The organism is Agrobacterium tumefaciens, from assembly GCF_013318015.2.
In the GTDB taxonomy this organism is placed as follows: Bacteria; Pseudomonadota; Alphaproteobacteria; order Rhizobiales; family Rhizobiaceae; genus Agrobacterium; species Agrobacterium tumefaciens.
Genome location: NZ_CP115841.1, coordinates 840,799 through 857,513, shown reverse-complemented (window position 1 = coordinate 857,513; position 16,715 = coordinate 840,799). Strand labels below are relative to the sequence as shown.

Annotated in this window: 19 protein-coding genes; 16 read left to right on the top strand and 3 right to left on the bottom strand. The window is 57.6% G+C overall.

Annotated elements, in window-relative coordinates:
* Positions 1-2: 2 nt before the first annotated feature.
* The gene (locus G6L97_RS04305; protein ID WP_162686651.1) at positions 3-2,507 is read right to left on the bottom strand and encodes a heavy metal translocating P-type ATPase; all 2,505 of its coding nucleotides are present in this window, start codon (positions 2,505-2,507) and stop codon (positions 3-5) included.
* 429 nt (positions 2,508-2,936) lie between these two features.
* On the opposite strand from G6L97_RS04305, the gene G6L97_RS04300 reads away from it, so the two are divergent.
* From G6L97_RS04300 to G6L97_RS04225, 16 genes are all read left to right on the top strand, one after another.
* Positions 2,937-4,139 carry a tyrosine-type recombinase/integrase gene (locus G6L97_RS04300; protein WP_174002767.1) on the top strand — a complete coding sequence of 401 codons (1,203 nt, stop codon included), beginning with the start codon at positions 2,937-2,939 and terminating at the stop codon, positions 4,137-4,139.
* Complete coding sequence (locus tag G6L97_RS04295; RefSeq protein WP_149909803.1) at positions 4,132-4,545, top strand: hypothetical protein; 414 nt, start codon at positions 4,132-4,134, stop codon at positions 4,543-4,545. Before G6L97_RS04300 ends, G6L97_RS04295 begins: the two co-directional genes overlap by 8 nt.
* An 80-nt stretch (positions 4,546-4,625) precedes the next feature.
* Positions 4,626-4,865 (top strand): helix-turn-helix transcriptional regulator, encoded by a 240-nt coding sequence (locus G6L97_RS04290; RefSeq protein ID WP_149909802.1) that lies wholly within the window; start codon positions 4,626-4,628, stop codon positions 4,863-4,865.
* Between the two features lie 132 nt (positions 4,866-4,997).
* Complete coding sequence (locus G6L97_RS04285; RefSeq protein WP_174002765.1) at positions 4,998-5,156, top strand: hypothetical protein; 159 nt, start codon at positions 4,998-5,000, stop codon at positions 5,154-5,156.
* A gap of 173 nt (positions 5,157-5,329) precedes the next feature.
* On the top strand, positions 5,330-6,424 hold the full coding sequence (locus G6L97_RS04280) for a hypothetical protein (RefSeq protein ID WP_174002763.1): 1,095 nt from the start codon (positions 5,330-5,332) through the stop codon (positions 6,422-6,424).
* Between the two features lie 3 nt (positions 6,425-6,427).
* On the top strand, positions 6,428-7,984 hold the full coding sequence (locus G6L97_RS04275; protein WP_174002761.1) for a DUF3987 domain-containing protein: 1,557 nt from the start codon (positions 6,428-6,430) through the stop codon (positions 7,982-7,984).
* A 718-nt stretch (positions 7,985-8,702) separates the two neighbouring features.
* The gene (locus G6L97_RS04270; protein ID WP_149909799.1) at positions 8,703-8,885 is read left to right on the top strand and encodes a hypothetical protein; all 183 of its coding nucleotides are present in this window, start codon (positions 8,703-8,705) and stop codon (positions 8,883-8,885) included.
* On the top strand, positions 8,878-9,075 hold the full coding sequence (locus tag G6L97_RS04265) for a hypothetical protein (protein WP_149909798.1): 198 nt from the start codon (positions 8,878-8,880) through the stop codon (positions 9,073-9,075). Before G6L97_RS04270 ends, G6L97_RS04265 begins: the two co-directional genes overlap by 8 nt.
* Positions 9,068-9,787, top strand: a complete 720-nt coding sequence (locus tag G6L97_RS04260; RefSeq protein WP_174002759.1) for a terminase small subunit — start codon at positions 9,068-9,070, stop codon at positions 9,785-9,787. The genes G6L97_RS04265 and G6L97_RS04260 overlap by 8 nt, the downstream gene beginning before the upstream one ends.
* On the top strand, positions 9,784-10,245 hold the full coding sequence (locus tag G6L97_RS04255) for a hypothetical protein (RefSeq protein WP_149909796.1): 462 nt from the start codon (positions 9,784-9,786) through the stop codon (positions 10,243-10,245). Before G6L97_RS04260 ends, G6L97_RS04255 begins: the two co-directional genes overlap by 4 nt.
* Before the next feature lie 79 nt (positions 10,246-10,324).
* On the top strand, positions 10,325-11,035 hold the full coding sequence (locus G6L97_RS04250; RefSeq protein WP_174002757.1) for a recombinase family protein: 711 nt from the start codon (positions 10,325-10,327) through the stop codon (positions 11,033-11,035).
* Positions 11,036-11,243: 208 nt separating this feature from the next.
* Positions 11,244-11,495 carry a hypothetical protein gene (locus G6L97_RS04245; RefSeq protein WP_174002755.1) on the top strand — a complete coding sequence of 84 codons (252 nt, stop codon included), beginning with the start codon at positions 11,244-11,246 and terminating at the stop codon, positions 11,493-11,495.
* Positions 11,495-11,677, top strand: coding sequence for a hypothetical protein (locus tag G6L97_RS04240; protein WP_174002753.1), 183 nt, complete (start codon positions 11,495-11,497; stop codon positions 11,675-11,677). Before G6L97_RS04245 ends, G6L97_RS04240 begins: the two co-directional genes overlap by 1 nt.
* A gap of 6 nt (positions 11,678-11,683) precedes the next feature.
* Complete coding sequence (locus G6L97_RS04235) at positions 11,684-12,265, top strand: HK97 family phage prohead protease (RefSeq protein ID WP_174002751.1); 582 nt, start codon at positions 11,684-11,686, stop codon at positions 12,263-12,265.
* Complete coding sequence (locus G6L97_RS04230; protein ID WP_174002749.1) at positions 12,262-12,801, top strand: hypothetical protein; 540 nt, start codon at positions 12,262-12,264, stop codon at positions 12,799-12,801. Before G6L97_RS04235 ends, G6L97_RS04230 begins: the two co-directional genes overlap by 4 nt.
* 915 nt (positions 12,802-13,716) lie before the next feature.
* Positions 13,717-13,971 (top strand): hypothetical protein, encoded by a 255-nt coding sequence (locus G6L97_RS04225; protein ID WP_174002747.1) that lies wholly within the window; start codon positions 13,717-13,719, stop codon positions 13,969-13,971.
* A 46-nt stretch (positions 13,972-14,017) separates the two neighbouring features.
* On the opposite strand, the gene istB is transcribed toward G6L97_RS04225, so the two are convergent.
* A complete protein-coding gene (istB, locus tag G6L97_RS04220; protein ID WP_174004807.1) occupies positions 14,018-14,794 on the bottom strand; it encodes an IS21-like element helper ATPase IstB in 777 nt (258 codons plus the stop codon).
* Between the two features lie 17 nt (positions 14,795-14,811).
* Complete coding sequence (gene istA, locus G6L97_RS04215) at positions 14,812-16,365, bottom strand: IS21 family transposase (RefSeq protein ID WP_174004805.1); 1,554 nt, start codon at positions 16,363-16,365, stop codon at positions 14,812-14,814.
* Positions 16,366-16,715 lie beyond the last annotated feature (350 nt).

Below are 16,715 nucleotides of genomic sequence, written 5' to 3'. Positions count from 1 at the left end.
CCCTATTCTGCCGCTGCGAGTTGCATGCCGGACGATCTGTCCAGCAGCGGCGGGCGGAAGCTTTTGAGACGCAGCGCGTTGGTCAAGACAAACACGCTGGAAAGCGCCATGGCTCCGGCAGCAAGAACAGGCGACAGCAGAACACCGTTGGCAGGATACAATATTCCGGCCGCCACGGGAACGAGTGCGGCATTATAGGCAAAGGCCCAGAACAGGTTCTGGCGGATGTTGCGGATCGTCGCCTTGGACAACGCAATGGCATTCGCGACACCGCGCAAATCGCCAGACATCAACACCACATCGGCGCTTTCTATGGCGACATCCGTACCCGTGCCGATTGCGAGACCTACATCGGCCGCCGCAAGGGCCGGCGCATCGTTGATGCCATCACCGACGAAGGCCACCCGCCGGCCATCGGCCGCAAGTCTTTTAACGGCCTCGACCTTGCCGTCAGGCAGTACTTCCGCCACCACTTCGTCGATACCAAGACGGCGGGCAATGGCTTCGGCCGTGCGGCGGTTATCGCCTGTTATCATCGTGACCTTGAGACCAAGCGCATGCAGCGCTGCTATCGCCTCCGGGGTCGTCGGCTTGATCGGATCGGCAACAGCGATGATGGCGGCCAGCCGGCCATCGACAGCGGCATAAAGCGGCGACTGCCCTTCCCTGCCCAGCCGGTCGGCATCGTCGGCGAACTTCGCAATGTCGTAACCGAGCTTCACCATGAAGCGGTCGGCGCCCGCCTCGACCTTGCGGCCGTCAACCGTTGCCGCAACGCCGAAACCTGGGGTCGCCTCAAAGCCGGCCGCGTCGGCAAGCGTCAGGCCACCATGTTTTGCCGCCTCGACGATAGCTTCGGCTATGGGATGTTCGGAACGGCTCTCAAGCGAGGCGACAAGGCGCAACACCTCATCCTGATCGAAGCCTTCGGTCGTGGTGAAATGCACCAGTGTCGGCTTACCGAGCGTCAGCGTGCCGGTCTTGTCGACGGCGATGACATCGGCATCACGCAAAGTCTGGAGAGCATCGCCGCGCCGGAACAGCACGCCCATTTCGGCTGCACGGCCGGTTCCGACCATGATCGAGGTCGGGGTGGCAAGGCCCATGGCGCAGGGGCAAGCGATGATGAGGACAGCGACGGCGTTAACCAGCGCAAAGGTCAAGGCCGGGTCCGGTCCGAGAATGAACCAGACGATGAAGGTGACGAGTGCAGCGAGCATGACTGCAGGCACGAACCAGTTGGTCACCTTGTCCACCAGCGCCTGTATCGGCAGTTTGTCGGCCTGCGCTGCCTCGACCATGCGGATGATCTGCGCGATCAGCGTGTCGGCGCCGACCTTCGTGGCGCGGAACGTGAAGGAGCCGTTTCTGTTGACCGTACCGCCCACGACTTCGGACCCAGCCGTCTTGGTCACCGGCACCGGCTCGCCTGTAATCATCGATTCGTCGACATAGGAAGAACCATCAAGCACCAGACCATCGACTGGCACTTTCTCGCCGGGACGGACGACGATGACATCGCCAGTCGCAACATCCTGCAGCGGCACATCGATGGTTTCACCATTGCGTATCACACGGGCGGACTTGGCCTGCAGGCCGACGAGCCGCTTTATCGCCTCGCTGGTGCGGCCCTTGGCGCGCGCCTCGAGGAAACGGCCGAGCAGGATAAGCGTGACGATCACCGCTGCGGCCTCATAATAGACATTGGCCGTGCCTCTCGGCAGGATTTCGGGCACGAAGGTGGCGACTACCGAGAACCCCCAGGCGGCGGCGGTGCCCAGCACCACCAGCGAATTCATATCCGGCGCCAGCCGCAGAAGTGCGGGGATGCCTTTTTTGAAGAACCGCAGGCCCGGCCCGAAGAGGACAAGCGTGGTCAGCGCGAATTGCAGATACCAGCTTTCCCGCATGCCGACGGTTTCCATCACGAAATCATGGATGGCGGGCACCAGATGCGAGCCCATCTCCAGAATGAAGACCGGCAGCGTCAGGGCAACAGCGGTGGCCAGGCTGATTTTCAAACCGCGCAATTCGGCTTCGCGCCGGTCCGGCTCGTCACCCTTGGCCTTGTCGGCGACGATCTCGTTTGCCTTGTAACCGGCTTGGCTGATTGCTTCGGCCAGCCTGGCGGCAGAGACGGCATTGCCGGCGACGCGGACGGTGGCGCGCTCCGTTGCGAGATTGACACTCGCGTCTGAGACACCGGAAACGGCCTTCAGCGCCTTTTCGACACGGCCGACACAGGACGCGCAAGTCATGCCCTCGATATCGAGTTCGATGGTTTTCTCGTCGACGCTATAGCCTGCATTTCGCACGGCATCGACAACGGCCGAAACGTTCGGCGCTCCTGAAAAAGCAATATCGGCGCGCTCCGTCGCAAGATTGACCGAAGCCTTGACGACCCCCGGCACCTTGGCAATAGCCTTCTCGACACGACCGACGCAGGAGGCACATGTCATTCCCTCGATGGCTATCGAATGGTTCGCCTGTATCTGGATTTGTGACATGCGCATGACCTCTTTTTCTCTTTACAAAAAAAAGATAGGGCTTCCCATCGTGGCAAGGTCAATAGGCTCTTTTGGATGATTTTCACGGAGAAATGCCGCGAGCGTGAACAAGCCCATTTTTTAGGCTGACTCATGCATCATGATGCAATCGATTGCCCGGATATCGACTATCCCGGCGCAGAATCCATCCGGAATGCCCGCATGTCGCAGGAAAACGGCAGAGAAATCTTTTAATTGGAGATGGAAATGGTGCGGACGGCGGGCATTTTTACCTTTTCCCAAAGCCGCCCAAACTAACCAAGCCGTACACAAAGACGCATAAAAGTTCTTTTATATCAATCACTTGAACATAAAAAACTAACCCTAGCTCGTCTTTACTAGCACAAGCCATCTGTGTACTCGTTGTGTATATTCAACCGGAGTACACAAATGGCGCAGATGCATAAGCTTACCCAAAAGCAGATCAACGAAGCGGCGCGGAAGCCGTGCGATACGGCGTACCGCATGAGCGACGGCAGCGGGCTTTCCCTGATGGTTAGGCCGGGCGGTTCCATGTACTGGTCAGTGCAGGTGACTATCAAAGTTCCCTATGGTCAAGGCAAGCGCGTGGAAGTCGGGCTGGGGCCTTATCCCTCGTTGGCCTTAGCTGATGCGAGGGAGGCGGCCAACGGGGTTCGCGACACGGCAGCGTCAGGCATCGATCCACGGGCCGCTAAAACCGCCGCGCTTGTAGCCGCCACTGCACCAGCGCCCAGCCGCCCCACACTGGAAGCCGTGTGCAAGCTTACGTTTGAGGCGAAGAAGGCCGAGCTTAAGGGTGGTGGCGTTAATGGGCGCTGGTACAGCCCGCTTGAACTGCATCTGCTGCCGGAGCTGGGGCAGACCCCGATTGAGGAAATTACGCCTGCAATGCTGGTCAACGTCCTGCGCCCACTTTGGCTGACCAAGGGCGAAACAGCTAGCAAGGTAATTGACCGCTTGGGGATGGCCTTCAAATACGCCAGCGCCATGGATTTGGATGTCAGCTTGGAAACCATGCTCAAGGTCAAGGTGTTGCTCGGCGCACAACCACGGCGGCCCCAGCATATCCCCTCCATGCCGTGGCAAGAGGTGCCCGCGTTCTACGCGAGCTTAAACGAGGACTTGGTGACGCACCTTGCCCTTAAGTTCCTCATCCTGACCGGGGCACGCAGCTACCCGGTGCGCTTCGCCCGTGCAGACGAAATGCGGGACAATGTGTGGTGGATACCGGCTGCCAATATGAAGGGCGGCGAAGCGTTCGAAATCCCGCTGTCAACCGAGGCCCAGCGCCTTGTCACGTTGGCCGCAGAAAGCGCTCGGGACGGCTACCTGTTCCCCAGCCCCAAGAAAGGCGTCATTAGCGACACGGCCACCATTGAACTGATGAAGGGTCGCGAGCTTAGCTACCGCCCCCATGGATTCAGATCGTCGCTTCGAGACTGGATGACGGAAGAGACGGACACGCCATGGGACACGAAGGAAAAGGTTCTCGCTCACAAGGTTGGCGATGCCACCAGCCGCGCATATGATCGGACCAAAGATTTAAAGCGCCGGGCAACCATCATGGAGGCTTGGTCGCAGCATTGCACGAAGGCGGTCATTAATGGTTGAGTTTCACTTTGACGCGGAACTGTTTGAGTCGGTGGCTGACCCTGCCCAGCACGTCCGCAATCTATGGCATGGACTAGACGGCGCAGTGGTGAAAGACCTGCCTAGTCGTATTGCCTTGGCTGCCGTGCCCGGCCACGGGTACGACGACCTTATGGCGTGGGCAAAAGAGCACCAGCACGAACTTGATGATGCCTGCAAGGCCGCCATCTTCGACGTTATTATGCGGGGGCGGCCAACGGTGAAAAGCAGCCACGGTCAGCGTGATTACAAACTTCGCTATATTGCTTGGGTACTTCGCAGTCAGCACAGCATGACGTGGTCGCAGGCGGTGCACCTACTGAAAAACACGGTGGCGCGTGAGCTATCCGAAGCCACCATTAGCGATGTGGTGAGGGGTAAAAGGTAGGACTGTCTTTTACCTCCTTTTCGGAAGAATCCCAAACTCGTAACTTCGCTCCATAAGCAACCAACGCAGGAGCGAAAGCAGTGCAATACCTTAATGTGAAGCAGGTGGCCGAAAAACTTGGCCGCAGTACCAACAACGTTTATGACCTTGTTGATAAAGGCGATCTTCCCAAGCCGGTTAAACTTGGCGGAACCAATATCTGGCGTGCCGACCTTATCGACAATGCAATCGAAAAACTGGCCAAGGTGCAGGGCGCAAACTGGTCTGCCTTTGCCCTCCCGCCCGCCCTCCCAGCGGCACCGCAGGGTGCGCGAGCATAAACACAATTAAAGAATATCCGAATAAACCCCGCCATTGAGCGGGGTTTTTATTTGCAATGAACTATGTAAGCCCCGTTTACAGGGGTAAATAACCATGTATTACTTTGGCCACAGCAACACTTGAGCAAGCAAATGGAAAAAGAAATCAAAACTGTACTGGCTGTTCGCATGGGCAAGGAAGACCTTGCTTTGCTGGACCGGCTGGCAAAACAGAACGGCGTAAAGCCGTCCACGTTTCTGCGCAAAGCACTGTGGCTGGCGGCGGAGCAGTCCAATGCGCAGGCCGCATAAAGCAAAACCCCCGGCATGCAACGGACCGGGGGTTTTAAGTTCGGAGTAACTTGGAATCACACACAGCAAATGAAATAAATCACCGCCGCACTAAGTACTACACAGCAACTTATTTGTACCATAGCGCGGCTTCCTAAGCAACAACAAACCCGCAGGAGTAACGGGAATGTTTAATGGAAAGCAGTATTATGGAGCATGTCTTTTGCGCCGGAAATGGCCAGAACGATACTCACGGAAGGCCGGTATTTTCAAATGGCAGGCCGAATCCTAACTATCTAAAACCGTACGATACTATCACCTATGCGCAAGTTGTAGAACTTGCCGCTGCTCAGGCGGTTGCCCTTGTGGGTCTTCCGAAGGGACAAGGCAGGTGGATGCAGGCTAGTGACTATAACGGTTACGACGCCCGCTTCGGCAATGCGCAGCACGCAAACGGCAAGTTCGCCGTAATGACCGGCGACATCGACAGCGGCAACCCCCCGTTGGAAATCGTTACGCTAATGGTGCGGCGCTCCATTGGTGAAGTGCGCTTTCTTATTTGGTCTACTCCCGGCAGCACAGAAGAATCAAAGCGCTGGCGCGTCATCGTACCGCTAGCAATAGCAATGACGGCCACGGGCTATAAGGCGATTCAACACGTCTGGTTCTCCCACCTCAAAGAGTTCGGCGTCACCTGCGACGAAAGCCTAAAGAACCCCGGCCAAATCATTTACCTGCCGAACAGAGGCTCGTTTTACCAGTGGTATGAGCATCAAGCGCCGCTCTTTGATCCTCGAACATACAGCCGTCTGGAGGCCGTTCAGGCATACCGTGCCACGCTGAACGATTCGGTACCGGCAGGCAAGGATCATGACGACTACGCGCCGCGCCTCGCCGTAAAGCAATATTTCAACACCAGAGACGTGATGCTTGCCGGTGGCTACGTGCAGGGACCGGGGCGCGATCTGCAAAGCTATTTCAGTCACGACAAAAAGGGCTTTGCCGTGGTCATTTACAGCGACGGCCGCTGGACTAGTCAGCATACCGGCGACCGCGAAACTTACAGCGGCCGAAGCGCTAATGGGCATCCAACGGGTGACGTAATCGATGTGCTGGAAAAGCTGCACGGATGGACGCCGGGAACGGCTGTTGCCGTGGGCAACATCATCATGGCCGGTTTTAATCCCGCTGGTATCCCATATCCGGCAGTGCCCCAAGCCGCCGCCCGCTGGTGGCTGCAAAAGCGCGAAGAACTCATGTCCGCTCTAACCACGCAATTCGGAATTTAAACCATGACAGAACAACCAATGACGACCGTGGCCGAGCGGGACGCACTTGAAGATTTTAAGGCAAGTGCGGCCACAAGAACCAGCAAGGAATCCGTTGCTAAACAACCGTTGCCGGAGGTGACATTATCGCCCGTTCCCAAGTTCGACAGTGCAACGCTCCTTCCGCCACAGTTGCGCTGGTGGGTTGAGGACGAAGCCCGTCGCGTCGGAGGACCCATTGAGTTTGTGGCCACGTCGGCCATTGCTGGCGCTGGCGCAATTGTTTCTCCAAAAAGACTTGTGCAGCTCACGCGACTAAACACGGACTTTAAGGTCGCCATGACCTTTTGGGGCGCGTGTGTAGGCGACCCGTCGACTAAGAAAACGCCTTGCACAGATGCCGGATTCAAACACCTAAAGGCGGTGGACAAAGCTGCAAGCCTTGATCTTAAAAATCAAATGCTCGCCTACGCTAAAGAGGAAAAGATTTATAAGGCCCGCGTGAAAGCGGCAGAAAGTAAGGTCATCGGACTATCCATCGGTATGGACGAGCAACCGAACAATGTGGACTTGCCGCAGAAGGTGGCCGAAGCCAAAATAGCGCTGAGTTTGATTGAACAGCAGGCTCCTGCACTGCCAACAAGTCGGCAGTATATTGTCAACGACACCACCATCGAACGGCTCGGCATAACACTGCAACATTCCCCCGGCGTGCTTTATTTCCGTGACGAGCTTATGGGCCTTCTGCACGACATGGAAAAGAAAGACCGCGCTTCGGACCGGCCCTTCCTGCTCCAAGCGTTCAACGGCACCAGCGGCTATAAGGTGGAGCGCATTTCGCGCGACGACGTATATATTGAGAAAAATGTGCTCACGCTTTTTGGCGGCATTCAGCCGGATAAACTGCGCACCTTGGTCCAGGCAGCACCGGATGGAACAAAGGATGACGACGGCTTCCTTGCGCGTTTCCACCTGATGGTTTTTCCAGATTGGGAGTACATGTCGGATGAAGACCGCGAGCCCCACGCAGAATCCTTTGAAGCCGCGCAGGCCGTATACGCACACCTAGCTCAACTACCAGAGGCGCAGGAGCCGCTGACATTTACGGAAACCGCCATTGTCAAGTTCCGCCGTTGGAAGGACGAGCACGAAAAACGTTTAGCCGAATCCAAGGACATGCCCTCAGGTCTTCGCTACGCGCTGGGCAAGTATGTCAAACTGTGCGGCGGCCTTGCCGGGCTGTTCTGCCTCATCGATAGGAAGGCCGACGTGGAGGATGCGCATGTGGAAATGGCGATTGCGTGGTGCCAGTTTTTGGAACCGCATGCCGCCCGCGTCTACGGCCTCAGTCAGTCAACCGCGCTAGTCGCCGCGCACATGGTTCTGGCTCGCAAGGATCGGCCGCAGGTGGCCGACGGGTTTACCGCCAAAAAGCTGCAACTCACTGGATGGGCTGATGTTACCAAGGATAACGTGCAAGAGATTCTGGATATCCTTGTGGAGTTTGGTCACTTGGAAAAGCGAGAGGCTCCAAGAGGTCCGCAGGGAGGTAGACCTTCTGTTCAGTACTTCTGGCAGTAAGCATTTAGGTGCACATAGTTCCACAAAGGGCGCGTCATGCGCCCTTTTGCATTTATGCTTATTACACAAGGTTTAGTAGGTTTGGTAGGGCTAGGTGCAGGCCCCTAGCCGTGCCCGCAAGGGGTACATTGTATATAAAAGTTATATGAAATATGTTAAAAAATGGGTTGTATGCGCAGGGGCGCGTAAGGCAGCTAGGGGCCTGCACCCACACCTACTAAACCCACCAAACCCCCAGCCGTAAATACGCAGGGGCACCGGCACCCATACCTACTAAGCCTACGCAACCTCCGGTTAGGTTTGGGGGCCTTAGTTCCAAACATCCACATGTCTGACGGTGACCAGCTAGAAAACTTCCGGAGTTTACGGCACAGTTTACGCATACATGCCGCCAGCTAAAATCATACCCGGAAACCGGCCATATTTGCCCACCAGCAAGCGCGCCGGGGTGCCCGGCCACTACCACCGCCAAAAACCTCTAAGCCCACCTACAAAGCCCGCTATGGCGGCTTTGCAAAATGCGTCAGGCATGCTGCCCCTGCCAACCTCGTTGGCCATTGCATCAGTTCAATACCAATTTTGCCCAAGCTTAATTGAGCCTACCCCGGTAGACAGTTTTAAGATGCAAAGTATTTTCTAAAGTAGAGCAATGAACTTTTGCTTGCGCGCCCGCGTACATGTAATGTGTAGTCATGCTAAAAGCAGTGGAGTTCTTGTAATGCTTGCAACAAAACCCAAAAAGACACCAGTAACAGTTTACCTAACGCCCGACGTTGCTCACCATGTTGCTATGGTGGCAATCAACGAGCGGCGCAGCTACAGCGCAGCTATCGAGAAGATTTTGGCCGACCATATGGCCTCGCACCCTTCCACGTCGGCCAGCGAGGCATCGCATGGCTAAGCTCCAGCGCCGTTACCGATACCCCCTCGGCACCCGTGTTAATCAGGACGTTGATGCATACGTTCGCTACCTCGCCCGCAAGGATGGCGTCAACGTTAGCAAAACGGTTGAACGCATCCTTGAGGAACACATGATGGCCGCCGCTCGTGCGTGGCGCGCTGCCCAGCAGAAAGAGGCATCCAATGGCTAAGCGCGCCCGCACGCCGCAGCTACCCCCGCCGCCCGGCGAAACTCCGCCATTGCCCCCGCAGCGCCAGCCGGATGGACGCTTTGCCCCCGGCAATCAATCCTCCGTTGGCAACAAGGGAAGGTTTGCCCGCATATTCCACACGGAGGACGAACTGTACGACGCGTTCTTCGCCTACCAAGCCTATCAGGACGCCAACCCCTACGACCTGTCAAAGCATACGCAGTACAAAGGCTCGCCGGTCAAACTGCCTGACGTGCAGCGCAAACCATATTCGCTCCTTGCCTTTGCCAAACACGCGGGCTTCCATCCACAGCGCTGGTATGACTGGAAGAAGCGACCGGACCTTAAAGATGCCGTTGAAATGATCGACGCCATAATTGCGGACGAGAAACTGACCGGGGCCATCGCAGGCATTTACAATGCTCTCATCGTGGCGCGTGACCTTAAGCTGGCAGAACGGACAGAGGTTGGTGGCTTGGATGGTGCCCCGCCCGTGGCCTTCACCATTGCCCCCATCGCAAAGGGCACCTTCCTGCCGCCAGACATACAGGCCCCCGAGCAAACCATATCACCGGCTGGGGACAGTGGTGCAAACCACGTCCCCTCACCGTTGGCCAACGAGAAGGGAGTCCCGCCGACGCTTGCGGGGCCGAAGCCGCAAACACAGGCTGAGCCGCTTGATATGTCCAAGGTGGAAGGCTGGGGGCAATGAACATCATGCAGGTATTGGCAAGAACGCTCGACCCCACCATCAAGCGCGGCATATGGGCAGTGCAGCGGGGGCACAGCCGGGGATGCGACACTGCTAGCGCCCCTCACCTCGCCGTTCGAGTCGATGTTAAGCCGCACGCAGACGAGGAAGCGGGATATGTCTACTTGCGCGAAGCGGTTTACCTTGATCCCGACTGGCACAGCTTCCCCGACTTCCTTGCCGCGCTGAAGGACCGATGCCGGGCGCACACGGTGGCGGTAAAGACGGAGGATGCGGGCACCATCGCAGACTTGCGCAAGGCAGGTTTCGCGGCAGTCCCTGCATACTACCAGAAGGATATCAAGCTTATCGTGCCAACGGGTTATGACGCGCATCTGGTGGCGCTGGTGACGCCGCTTGCCAAAGCGGCCACGGCGTTGGGGCTGTTAAAAGAAGAAGGCGGCGTGGTCTACCTCTAGCGATAGCTGTTTTAAGATGCTAGGCACAACTTAAACGTGAACCAATGGTGGTAAGCACGCTTAAGGAGAACACAGCATCATGACCAACTATGTAACGTACTATCGCGTATCGACCGCCCGCCAAGGTCAGTCAGGTTTAGGCTTGGAGGCGCAGGAAGCCGCCGTGAAAGCTTTCATAGCCAGCCGGGGCGCAACCGAGGTCGGGCGCTTCGTTGAAGTGGAGTCGGGCAAAGTCGCCGCCCGCCCGCAACTGGCCGCCGCCCTCACGTTGGCCAAGGCAAAGGGGGCGACCCTGCTAATTGCGAAGCTCGACCGGCTATCGCGCAACGTGGCCTTCATCGCCAACCTGCTTGAAGCTGGGGTGGAGGTTACGGCGGCAGACATGCCCAGCGCCGACCGCTTTATGTTTCACATCATGGCAGCCGTGGCAGAACACGAGGCCAAGGCAATTTCGCAGCGCACCAAAGCCGCGTTACAGGCCGCCAAGGCACGCGGCAAGGTGCTGGGCTTTGCACAGGCAAGCCGGGGGCCAAACGCCGCTAGCCGGGCCGCTGCGGTGGCGGCAGAAGCCCGTACAGCCGCTGCCAACGCCTACGCCAGCCGGTTGGGGCCGAAGGCTTATGCGCTGCGCACCCGTGGCCATACATTGCAGCAGATCGCCACCCATTTTGTTGAGCTAGGCGTGTCGCTGCCGAGGGGCGGCACCAACTGGACGGAAACCAATGTGCTGCTCCTGTTGCGGCGGTATGACGCGCTGCTGGCAGACAACCCACAGACAACCGCCGCTTAAACGTCCTAACCCACGCTTGTTAAGACCTAAAAGCCTCGCAGCAATGCGGGGCTTTTCTTTTACGTAAAGTATAAATGAACATTTGCAGACCAATAAACTTACGTATAAATTACGTAACACCAGCAGAAATGCTTGACATTCAATTACTATTCTGGAGCTGTCGAAAGTTATATTGCAGCACCTCAAGCTTACCGCAAAGGATATACTTGTGGCAAAGAAGCACATTTTTCAGGTTCCCATGGAAGAAAGCATGCGTGATCAGCTTAAAGCCGTAGCAACCGCCAAGGGCGTTTCAGCAGCGACCGCCGCACGCATCTACATCACCAAAGGCATGATGCATGCCGACCCCGCCACAGCAGCGCAGCGCATGGTTGACGCCGGGGTGGTTGTTAACGGTGCCCCCATCACGTTGGCCGAAGCCCTCAAGCTCGCGCCCTTCCTCACAGGGGAGTTTGCGTAATGGTCCAGATTCTTAAAGACGGCAAGCTGGTGCCATCCGCCCTGAAGGGTATCGACGTTGCCAAGCTGAACAACTCCGAAAAGCTGGGCCTGCACAACGCCATGCAGAAGTCAGCCGCAGGAGGCAAAATGTCCATCAACGACCTTCGGGCCGTGACCGACGCGATCACCAAATCAAGGTAAGCCCACATGACGTACCCTGTAAGCGGCTGGGCATCGACCCCGGGCCTCGATCACTACCGGCACGTTGTGCAGGCTGGGGCCTTTGATACCAGCATTCGCAAGAAGGGCCTCCGGGGTCCACAGGGGATTAAGTTCCTCGCCTACCACGACAGCAAGCTGCCACTTGGGCACATTAACAAGCTTGAAACACGGGGCAACCGGTTGTGGTTGGAAGCGGTCATTGAGGACGAGCTTAGCTACGGCAAGGATGTCGCTCTGGCTAGCAAAAGCCAAGGCGGCCTCAACTTCTCCGTTGGCTTCTACTTGCTTGACGCCGAGTGGCTTAAGGGGCCGGACGGGCAGGAATACCTGCTGATTACCAAGGGCGAATTGACCGAGGTTAGCGTGGTGGTGTTCCCCGGCAACGACGAGGCCACCATGACCAGCGAGGAGAAGGCGGCCCCCGGTACGCTGGACGCCGTTCTGGCCTCACTTGCGAAGACCTCAGCAACGTTAGCGAACCTCAAGTGCAGTGCACAACGAACCAATGAACCCGTGCCCGGCAACCTGCTGGGCCACATCCAGAAACTTAAGGAAGCGCTCAAATGAAACCGCAGGACATTGCCAAAATCCTCAACTACCGTGGCCCGGAATTCTACAGGTACGTCAAGGACTGCCTCAAGGACCACGGCCACGGCCTGCATGACAGCAAGTTGCAGGATTTCATGAAGTTCCCGCACAAGGTGGAGCTTACGGAAGATCAACTTGTGTTCCTCGGCGACGCCATCCACCAGCGTTTTACCAAGGTTGAAAGCTACAACGCCATTACCGGCGAACCCACGGGCTTTACCATGGTGCGGATGAAGGACAATGGCACCCAAGTGATTGCCGCCCCAGCGCGCCCCCCCACGTTGGCCAGCGGTGCACTCGACGCCATGCAGCGAACATACGTGCCGGGCGCAGGCAACACCATCGGCAAAACCACGGCGGCCAAACCGATGGTTACCACCACGGAAGAAGAGCTTCGCCACGCCGAACGCAAGGCGGCAGTCCTCGCCGAACAGAAGGCAGCCGCCAATGCGAAGAAGGCCCCCGTGCAGTCACTGCTCGGAGCCGGATGGGGCAAGCTGGTGGCAAGCGCATGAAGCTCCAGCCCGAACCAAAGGTGGTGCACCGGCCAATAACGGTGCAGCAGCCCCCGCCTATCGCGCAGGGGCCTAAGCTGGGGTGCGACGGCAAAAGCCCCCAGCGCGAGGACAAGGGTTAAGGGTCGACACAGCAAGGCACCCACATAGGACCCAAAGACATGGAACACGCATACTACTCGCAGTACGGATACGTACACAAAGTTGAAGGCCCGGCTCGCGAACTGCTTGAACGCCTTATTGCCGGGCCTGTTAGCATCACACCCTATCTGTACCACGTCGTGCACCAGCTTCGCGTAAAGTACGGGATCGTAGTCGCTACCCGCCTTACGCCGAAGGGCAATTTCTACATGCTCGCGGCCTCCGTTGACCCTGTCGAACAGACGCATCGGGCCTACGGGTTTGTGCGTCACGGTCATGCGTTTCCGACGCCTATCGAATGCGGGTGCCCCTGCGCCCCTTAATCCAAGTTCGCAGCGGACCCCCCCCTTGCCTCACTCGTTGGCCAGCTCAACGACCTCAATGAAGTGGGTGTTAAGGCAGCGCGTGCAGAAGGCAGCCGCCCGCCAGAAGTAGGCTCGTTTAAGAAATCTACGCGTTAGCCAACGCGGGTTAGGAAAGGAAACCAAATGTCTTGTTTGCCGGGGTGCACCCCTCAAGTCACCGCCTCCACTAACACCAGCACGTTCACGCCAGTGCAGCCGGGGCTCCGGCTCCTTAAAGGATACTACAGCGCCGGTGCGCTGTTCCTGGACGTGCCGATTGTAGGCTTTATGGACGGCGCGTGGCCAGTAGACAGCGCAGGCGTTGTTTACGACAGGGGCGAAAACGCGGAGGCCGAGCGCCAAGGGGTACATCTACGCGGTTGAGCGTCCCGGGGGCAGCGTACACGGCATCCGCTGGGAAAACGGGCGCATGGGAAGTATCGCGGATAACGGCTTCAACGGCGAGTGGATCAACCGGGAATCGTTCCTGCAAAACATGGAAAACGCCACGCCGCAGGAGAACCACGTTCTTAACCTCATCATTTCCGAGGAGTCCATCTACGAAGAGATTACCAGCCGGTACGCCATCGGGGAGCTTATCGATGTCCCCACGGTGGCCCTTGCCTGCGTATTTCGGGAGAACGGGACAGTCGTTTCAGTAAATCGCGGACAGTGGTTTCACTAATTCCGGGACAGCATGATGTGGTCGATTTTCGCCTGCCTGGTTGAAGTCATGAGAGATTGATTTCTCCGTTTTCAGCGCCGGTCAAGTGGGATGGTGTTTTTTGCCGTCGCATGCTGTCGCCTTCAAGGGCAATGCGGTGCGCATTGTGGATGATCCGATCGAGGATTGCGTCTGCTATTGTCGGTTCTCCTATCATGTCGTGCCACTGGGCGACGGGAAGCTGCGCGGTGATGAGCGTCGATTTCCGGCGATAGCGTTCCTCGAAGATTTCCAACAAGTCGAGGCGCTGTTGATCGGTGAGCGTGTGCGTTCCCCAGTCGTCGAGGATCAGCAACGGGACGCGGGCGAGTTTATCGACCAGCCGTGGAAAGCGACCGTCGAGCCTGGCAAGGCTAAGGTCTTCGAACAGACGCGGCATGCGCAGATACAGGATGGAATGATCGAGCCGGGCAGCTTGGCGACCGAAGGCGCAGGCAAGCCAGGTTTTTCCCGTGCCGGTCTGGCCTGTGATGATCATATTCTCATGCGCCTTCAGCCATGCCCCTTGCGCAAGCGACAAAGTGTTGCGGCGGTCGAGACCACGATGAGCGGCAAAGTCGATGTTCTCGATGCAGGCATCGGGAAAGCGGAGCTTTGAAGCTGCAAGCCGGTTGGTCAGGCGCTTGTCGGATCGCAGAGCCGTTTCCCGATCAAGCATCAGGCCAAGCCACTCGTCACGGCTGAGATCGCTGCTGTTGTTCTGAGCGGCAAGTTCGCGATAGGCCGTTGCCATTCCGGCAAGGCCAAGGGCCTGCATCTGTTCAAGAGTTGGATGTGTCAGCATGGGTCTTTCCTTTTCCTTCACTGGTAATAGGAGCCACCGCGGATGTTGGTGTGCGGCGGGGTGGGTTTTGCCGAATCGATCTGGGGTTTGGTCCGATCGAGACCGGATTTGAGAATGGCGGCGACAGAGGAATAGGTGATGGAGTTTATGACCAGCGCCCGCTCACAAGCCGCTTCCAGGCGATCCGTCTCATAACGGCGGGCAAGGGACAGAATGCCGAAAGCCGAGCGATATCCCTGTTCGGGATGAGGACGATCGCGCATCACCCGCTCGACCAGAATGGCAGTGTTCACCCCGATCCTTGCGGCTTGGTTCAAAAGTGATGCCGGCGTCGTGTTGGCATAACGCTGGTGGGATTTGGGCATGTGCTCGTTGATTGTGACATGCCCGGATCGCTGAGAACGCCTGATATGGCTGGCAATCCGCTTGTGATCGAGGAATATCTCGACCACCCGATGGGTAAGACGCACATCAACTTGTCGGCCGATCAAGCGATGCGGCACAGAGTAGAATGTCTTGTCGACTTCGACGTGGTAATCGGGATGGACCTTTGCCGATTTCCATTCCGCATAGTCGAATGGCGTCGCTGGCAGCGGCGCAAGCGCCTTTCTCTCCACCTCCTCGAACAGATCTCGGCGCGACTTGCCGATATGGCGCATCGGGCGGTTGTTCAAGTCGTCAAGCAGAACCGAGATCGCGGCGTTTAGATCAGACACGCTGAAGAAGCGCCGGTTTCTGAGGCGAGCCAGTATCCAACGCTCGACGATCAGCACGGCGCCTTCGACCTTGGCTTTGTCACGCGGCTTGCGGCTTCTGGTCGGCAGGATGGTCGTATCATAATGTTCGGCCATGGCAGCGAAGGTGGCGTTGAGCGTGGGCTCGAACCACAGAGCCTTGGCAACGCCTGCCTTCAGATTGTCGCACACGATCGCCTTCGGGACGCCGCCGAAGAAGCTCAGTGCGCGTTCCTGACCCTCGATCCAGTCCGGCAGTTTCTGGCTGAAGCTGGCATAAGCGAATGTCAGTGACGAGGCGGGAAGCATCGCCACGAAGATTTGCGCAGAGTGGATGACGCCGGTCGAAGGGTCGGTGATGGGGATGGTGTGGCCGGCGTAATCCGTCTGCATCACCGCGCCCGCCTCATGGCGGTTGCGGAAGGTTGCGTGAGCGCGGCGTTCGAAGGCGGCAAAACGGTCGCAGAACCATGTGTAGCCGTAGCCGTCGGGATGGCTCGCCCTGTATTCCTGCCACAGCAGCGTCAGCGTCACACCCTTGCGCTTCAGCTCGGCAGAAACGGACCGCCAATCCGGCTCGACCAGGTCTTGTGGCGGTCGACCAACCCGCCGGAAGAGATGTCGCTCCAGCGCGGCATCGTCATCGAGACCCGCAGGTAACGGCCAGACCGAAAGGCCGGTCTCCTTCGCTCGCAGCAGATACGTCGCCACAGAGGTTTTGCTGATCTTCAGGCGTTCCGAAACGGCGCGAACCGAAAGGCCCTGTTCATGCGTCAGCCGCAGTATCGATCGAATGTCTTTCACTGTCGTTCGTCTCGCTTGCTTCCGTCTTGGCATGGCCCCTCTCAACCGATGATGAGGAGGCAATCTGCCAGAACGGCGCTTGCGAAAATCGACCTAAATCTGCATCCGAGACTGTCTCGGAATTAGCGGAATCGCTGTCCCGTATTTACTGAAATCGCTGTCCGCGAATTACCGGAAGCGCTGTCCCGAGATTAGTGAAACACGCACCTTGCCACCGGGTACAGTCAGACCGTTACCAGCGCCACACTAAACGGGCTGTCTCAAAAGAACCTCGTTAATACGGAAATTGCAATTGGGAAGTTTTGGAGAAGCCAATGAACCGCTTTAGCCGAGCCGATCGCCTCGTTTACGCGCACTTCGTTGGCCTGCAAGAGCTGGGCCAT

Bases quoted from the DNA above. Each gene is read 5' to 3' on its own strand.
- G6L97_RS04300 (WP_174002767.1), top strand. From the start codon at position 2,937: ATGGCGCAGATGCATAAGCTTACCCAAAAGCAGATCAACGAAGCGGCG.
- G6L97_RS04240 (WP_174002753.1), top strand. From the start codon at position 11,495: ATGGTCCAGATTCTTAAAGACGGCAAGCTGGTGCCATCCGCCCTGAAG.
- G6L97_RS04280 (WP_174002763.1), top strand. From the start codon at position 5,330: ATGGAAAGCAGTATTATGGAGCATGTCTTTTGCGCCGGAAATGGCCAG.
- G6L97_RS04250 (WP_174002757.1), top strand. From the start codon at position 10,325: ATGACCAACTATGTAACGTACTATCGCGTATCGACCGCCCGCCAAGGT.
- G6L97_RS04255 (WP_149909796.1), top strand. From the start codon at position 9,784: ATGAACATCATGCAGGTATTGGCAAGAACGCTCGACCCCACCATCAAG.
- istB (WP_174004807.1), bottom strand. From the start codon at position 14,794: ATGCTGACACATCCAACTCTTGAACAGATGCAGGCCCTTGGCCTTGCC.
- G6L97_RS04260 (WP_174002759.1), top strand. From the start codon at position 9,068: ATGGCTAAGCGCGCCCGCACGCCGCAGCTACCCCCGCCGCCCGGCGAA.
- G6L97_RS04275 (WP_174002761.1), top strand. From the start codon at position 6,428: ATGACAGAACAACCAATGACGACCGTGGCCGAGCGGGACGCACTTGAA.
- G6L97_RS04230 (WP_174002749.1), top strand. From the start codon at position 12,262: ATGAAACCGCAGGACATTGCCAAAATCCTCAACTACCGTGGCCCGGAA.
- istA (WP_174004805.1), bottom strand. From the start codon at position 16,365: ATGCCAAGACGGAAGCAAGCGAGACGAACGACAGTGAAAGACATTCGA.
- G6L97_RS04270 (WP_149909799.1), top strand. From the start codon at position 8,703: ATGCTTGCAACAAAACCCAAAAAGACACCAGTAACAGTTTACCTAACG.
- G6L97_RS04225 (WP_174002747.1), top strand. From the start codon at position 13,717: ATGGGAAGTATCGCGGATAACGGCTTCAACGGCGAGTGGATCAACCGG.
- G6L97_RS04305 (WP_162686651.1), bottom strand. From the start codon at position 2,507: ATGTCACAAATCCAGATACAGGCGAACCATTCGATAGCCATCGAGGGA.
- G6L97_RS04285 (WP_174002765.1), top strand. From the start codon at position 4,998: ATGGAAAAAGAAATCAAAACTGTACTGGCTGTTCGCATGGGCAAGGAA.
- G6L97_RS04295 (WP_149909803.1), top strand. From the start codon at position 4,132: ATGGTTGAGTTTCACTTTGACGCGGAACTGTTTGAGTCGGTGGCTGAC.
- G6L97_RS04265 (WP_149909798.1), top strand. From the start codon at position 8,878: ATGGCTAAGCTCCAGCGCCGTTACCGATACCCCCTCGGCACCCGTGTT.
- G6L97_RS04235 (WP_174002751.1), top strand. From the start codon at position 11,684: ATGACGTACCCTGTAAGCGGCTGGGCATCGACCCCGGGCCTCGATCAC.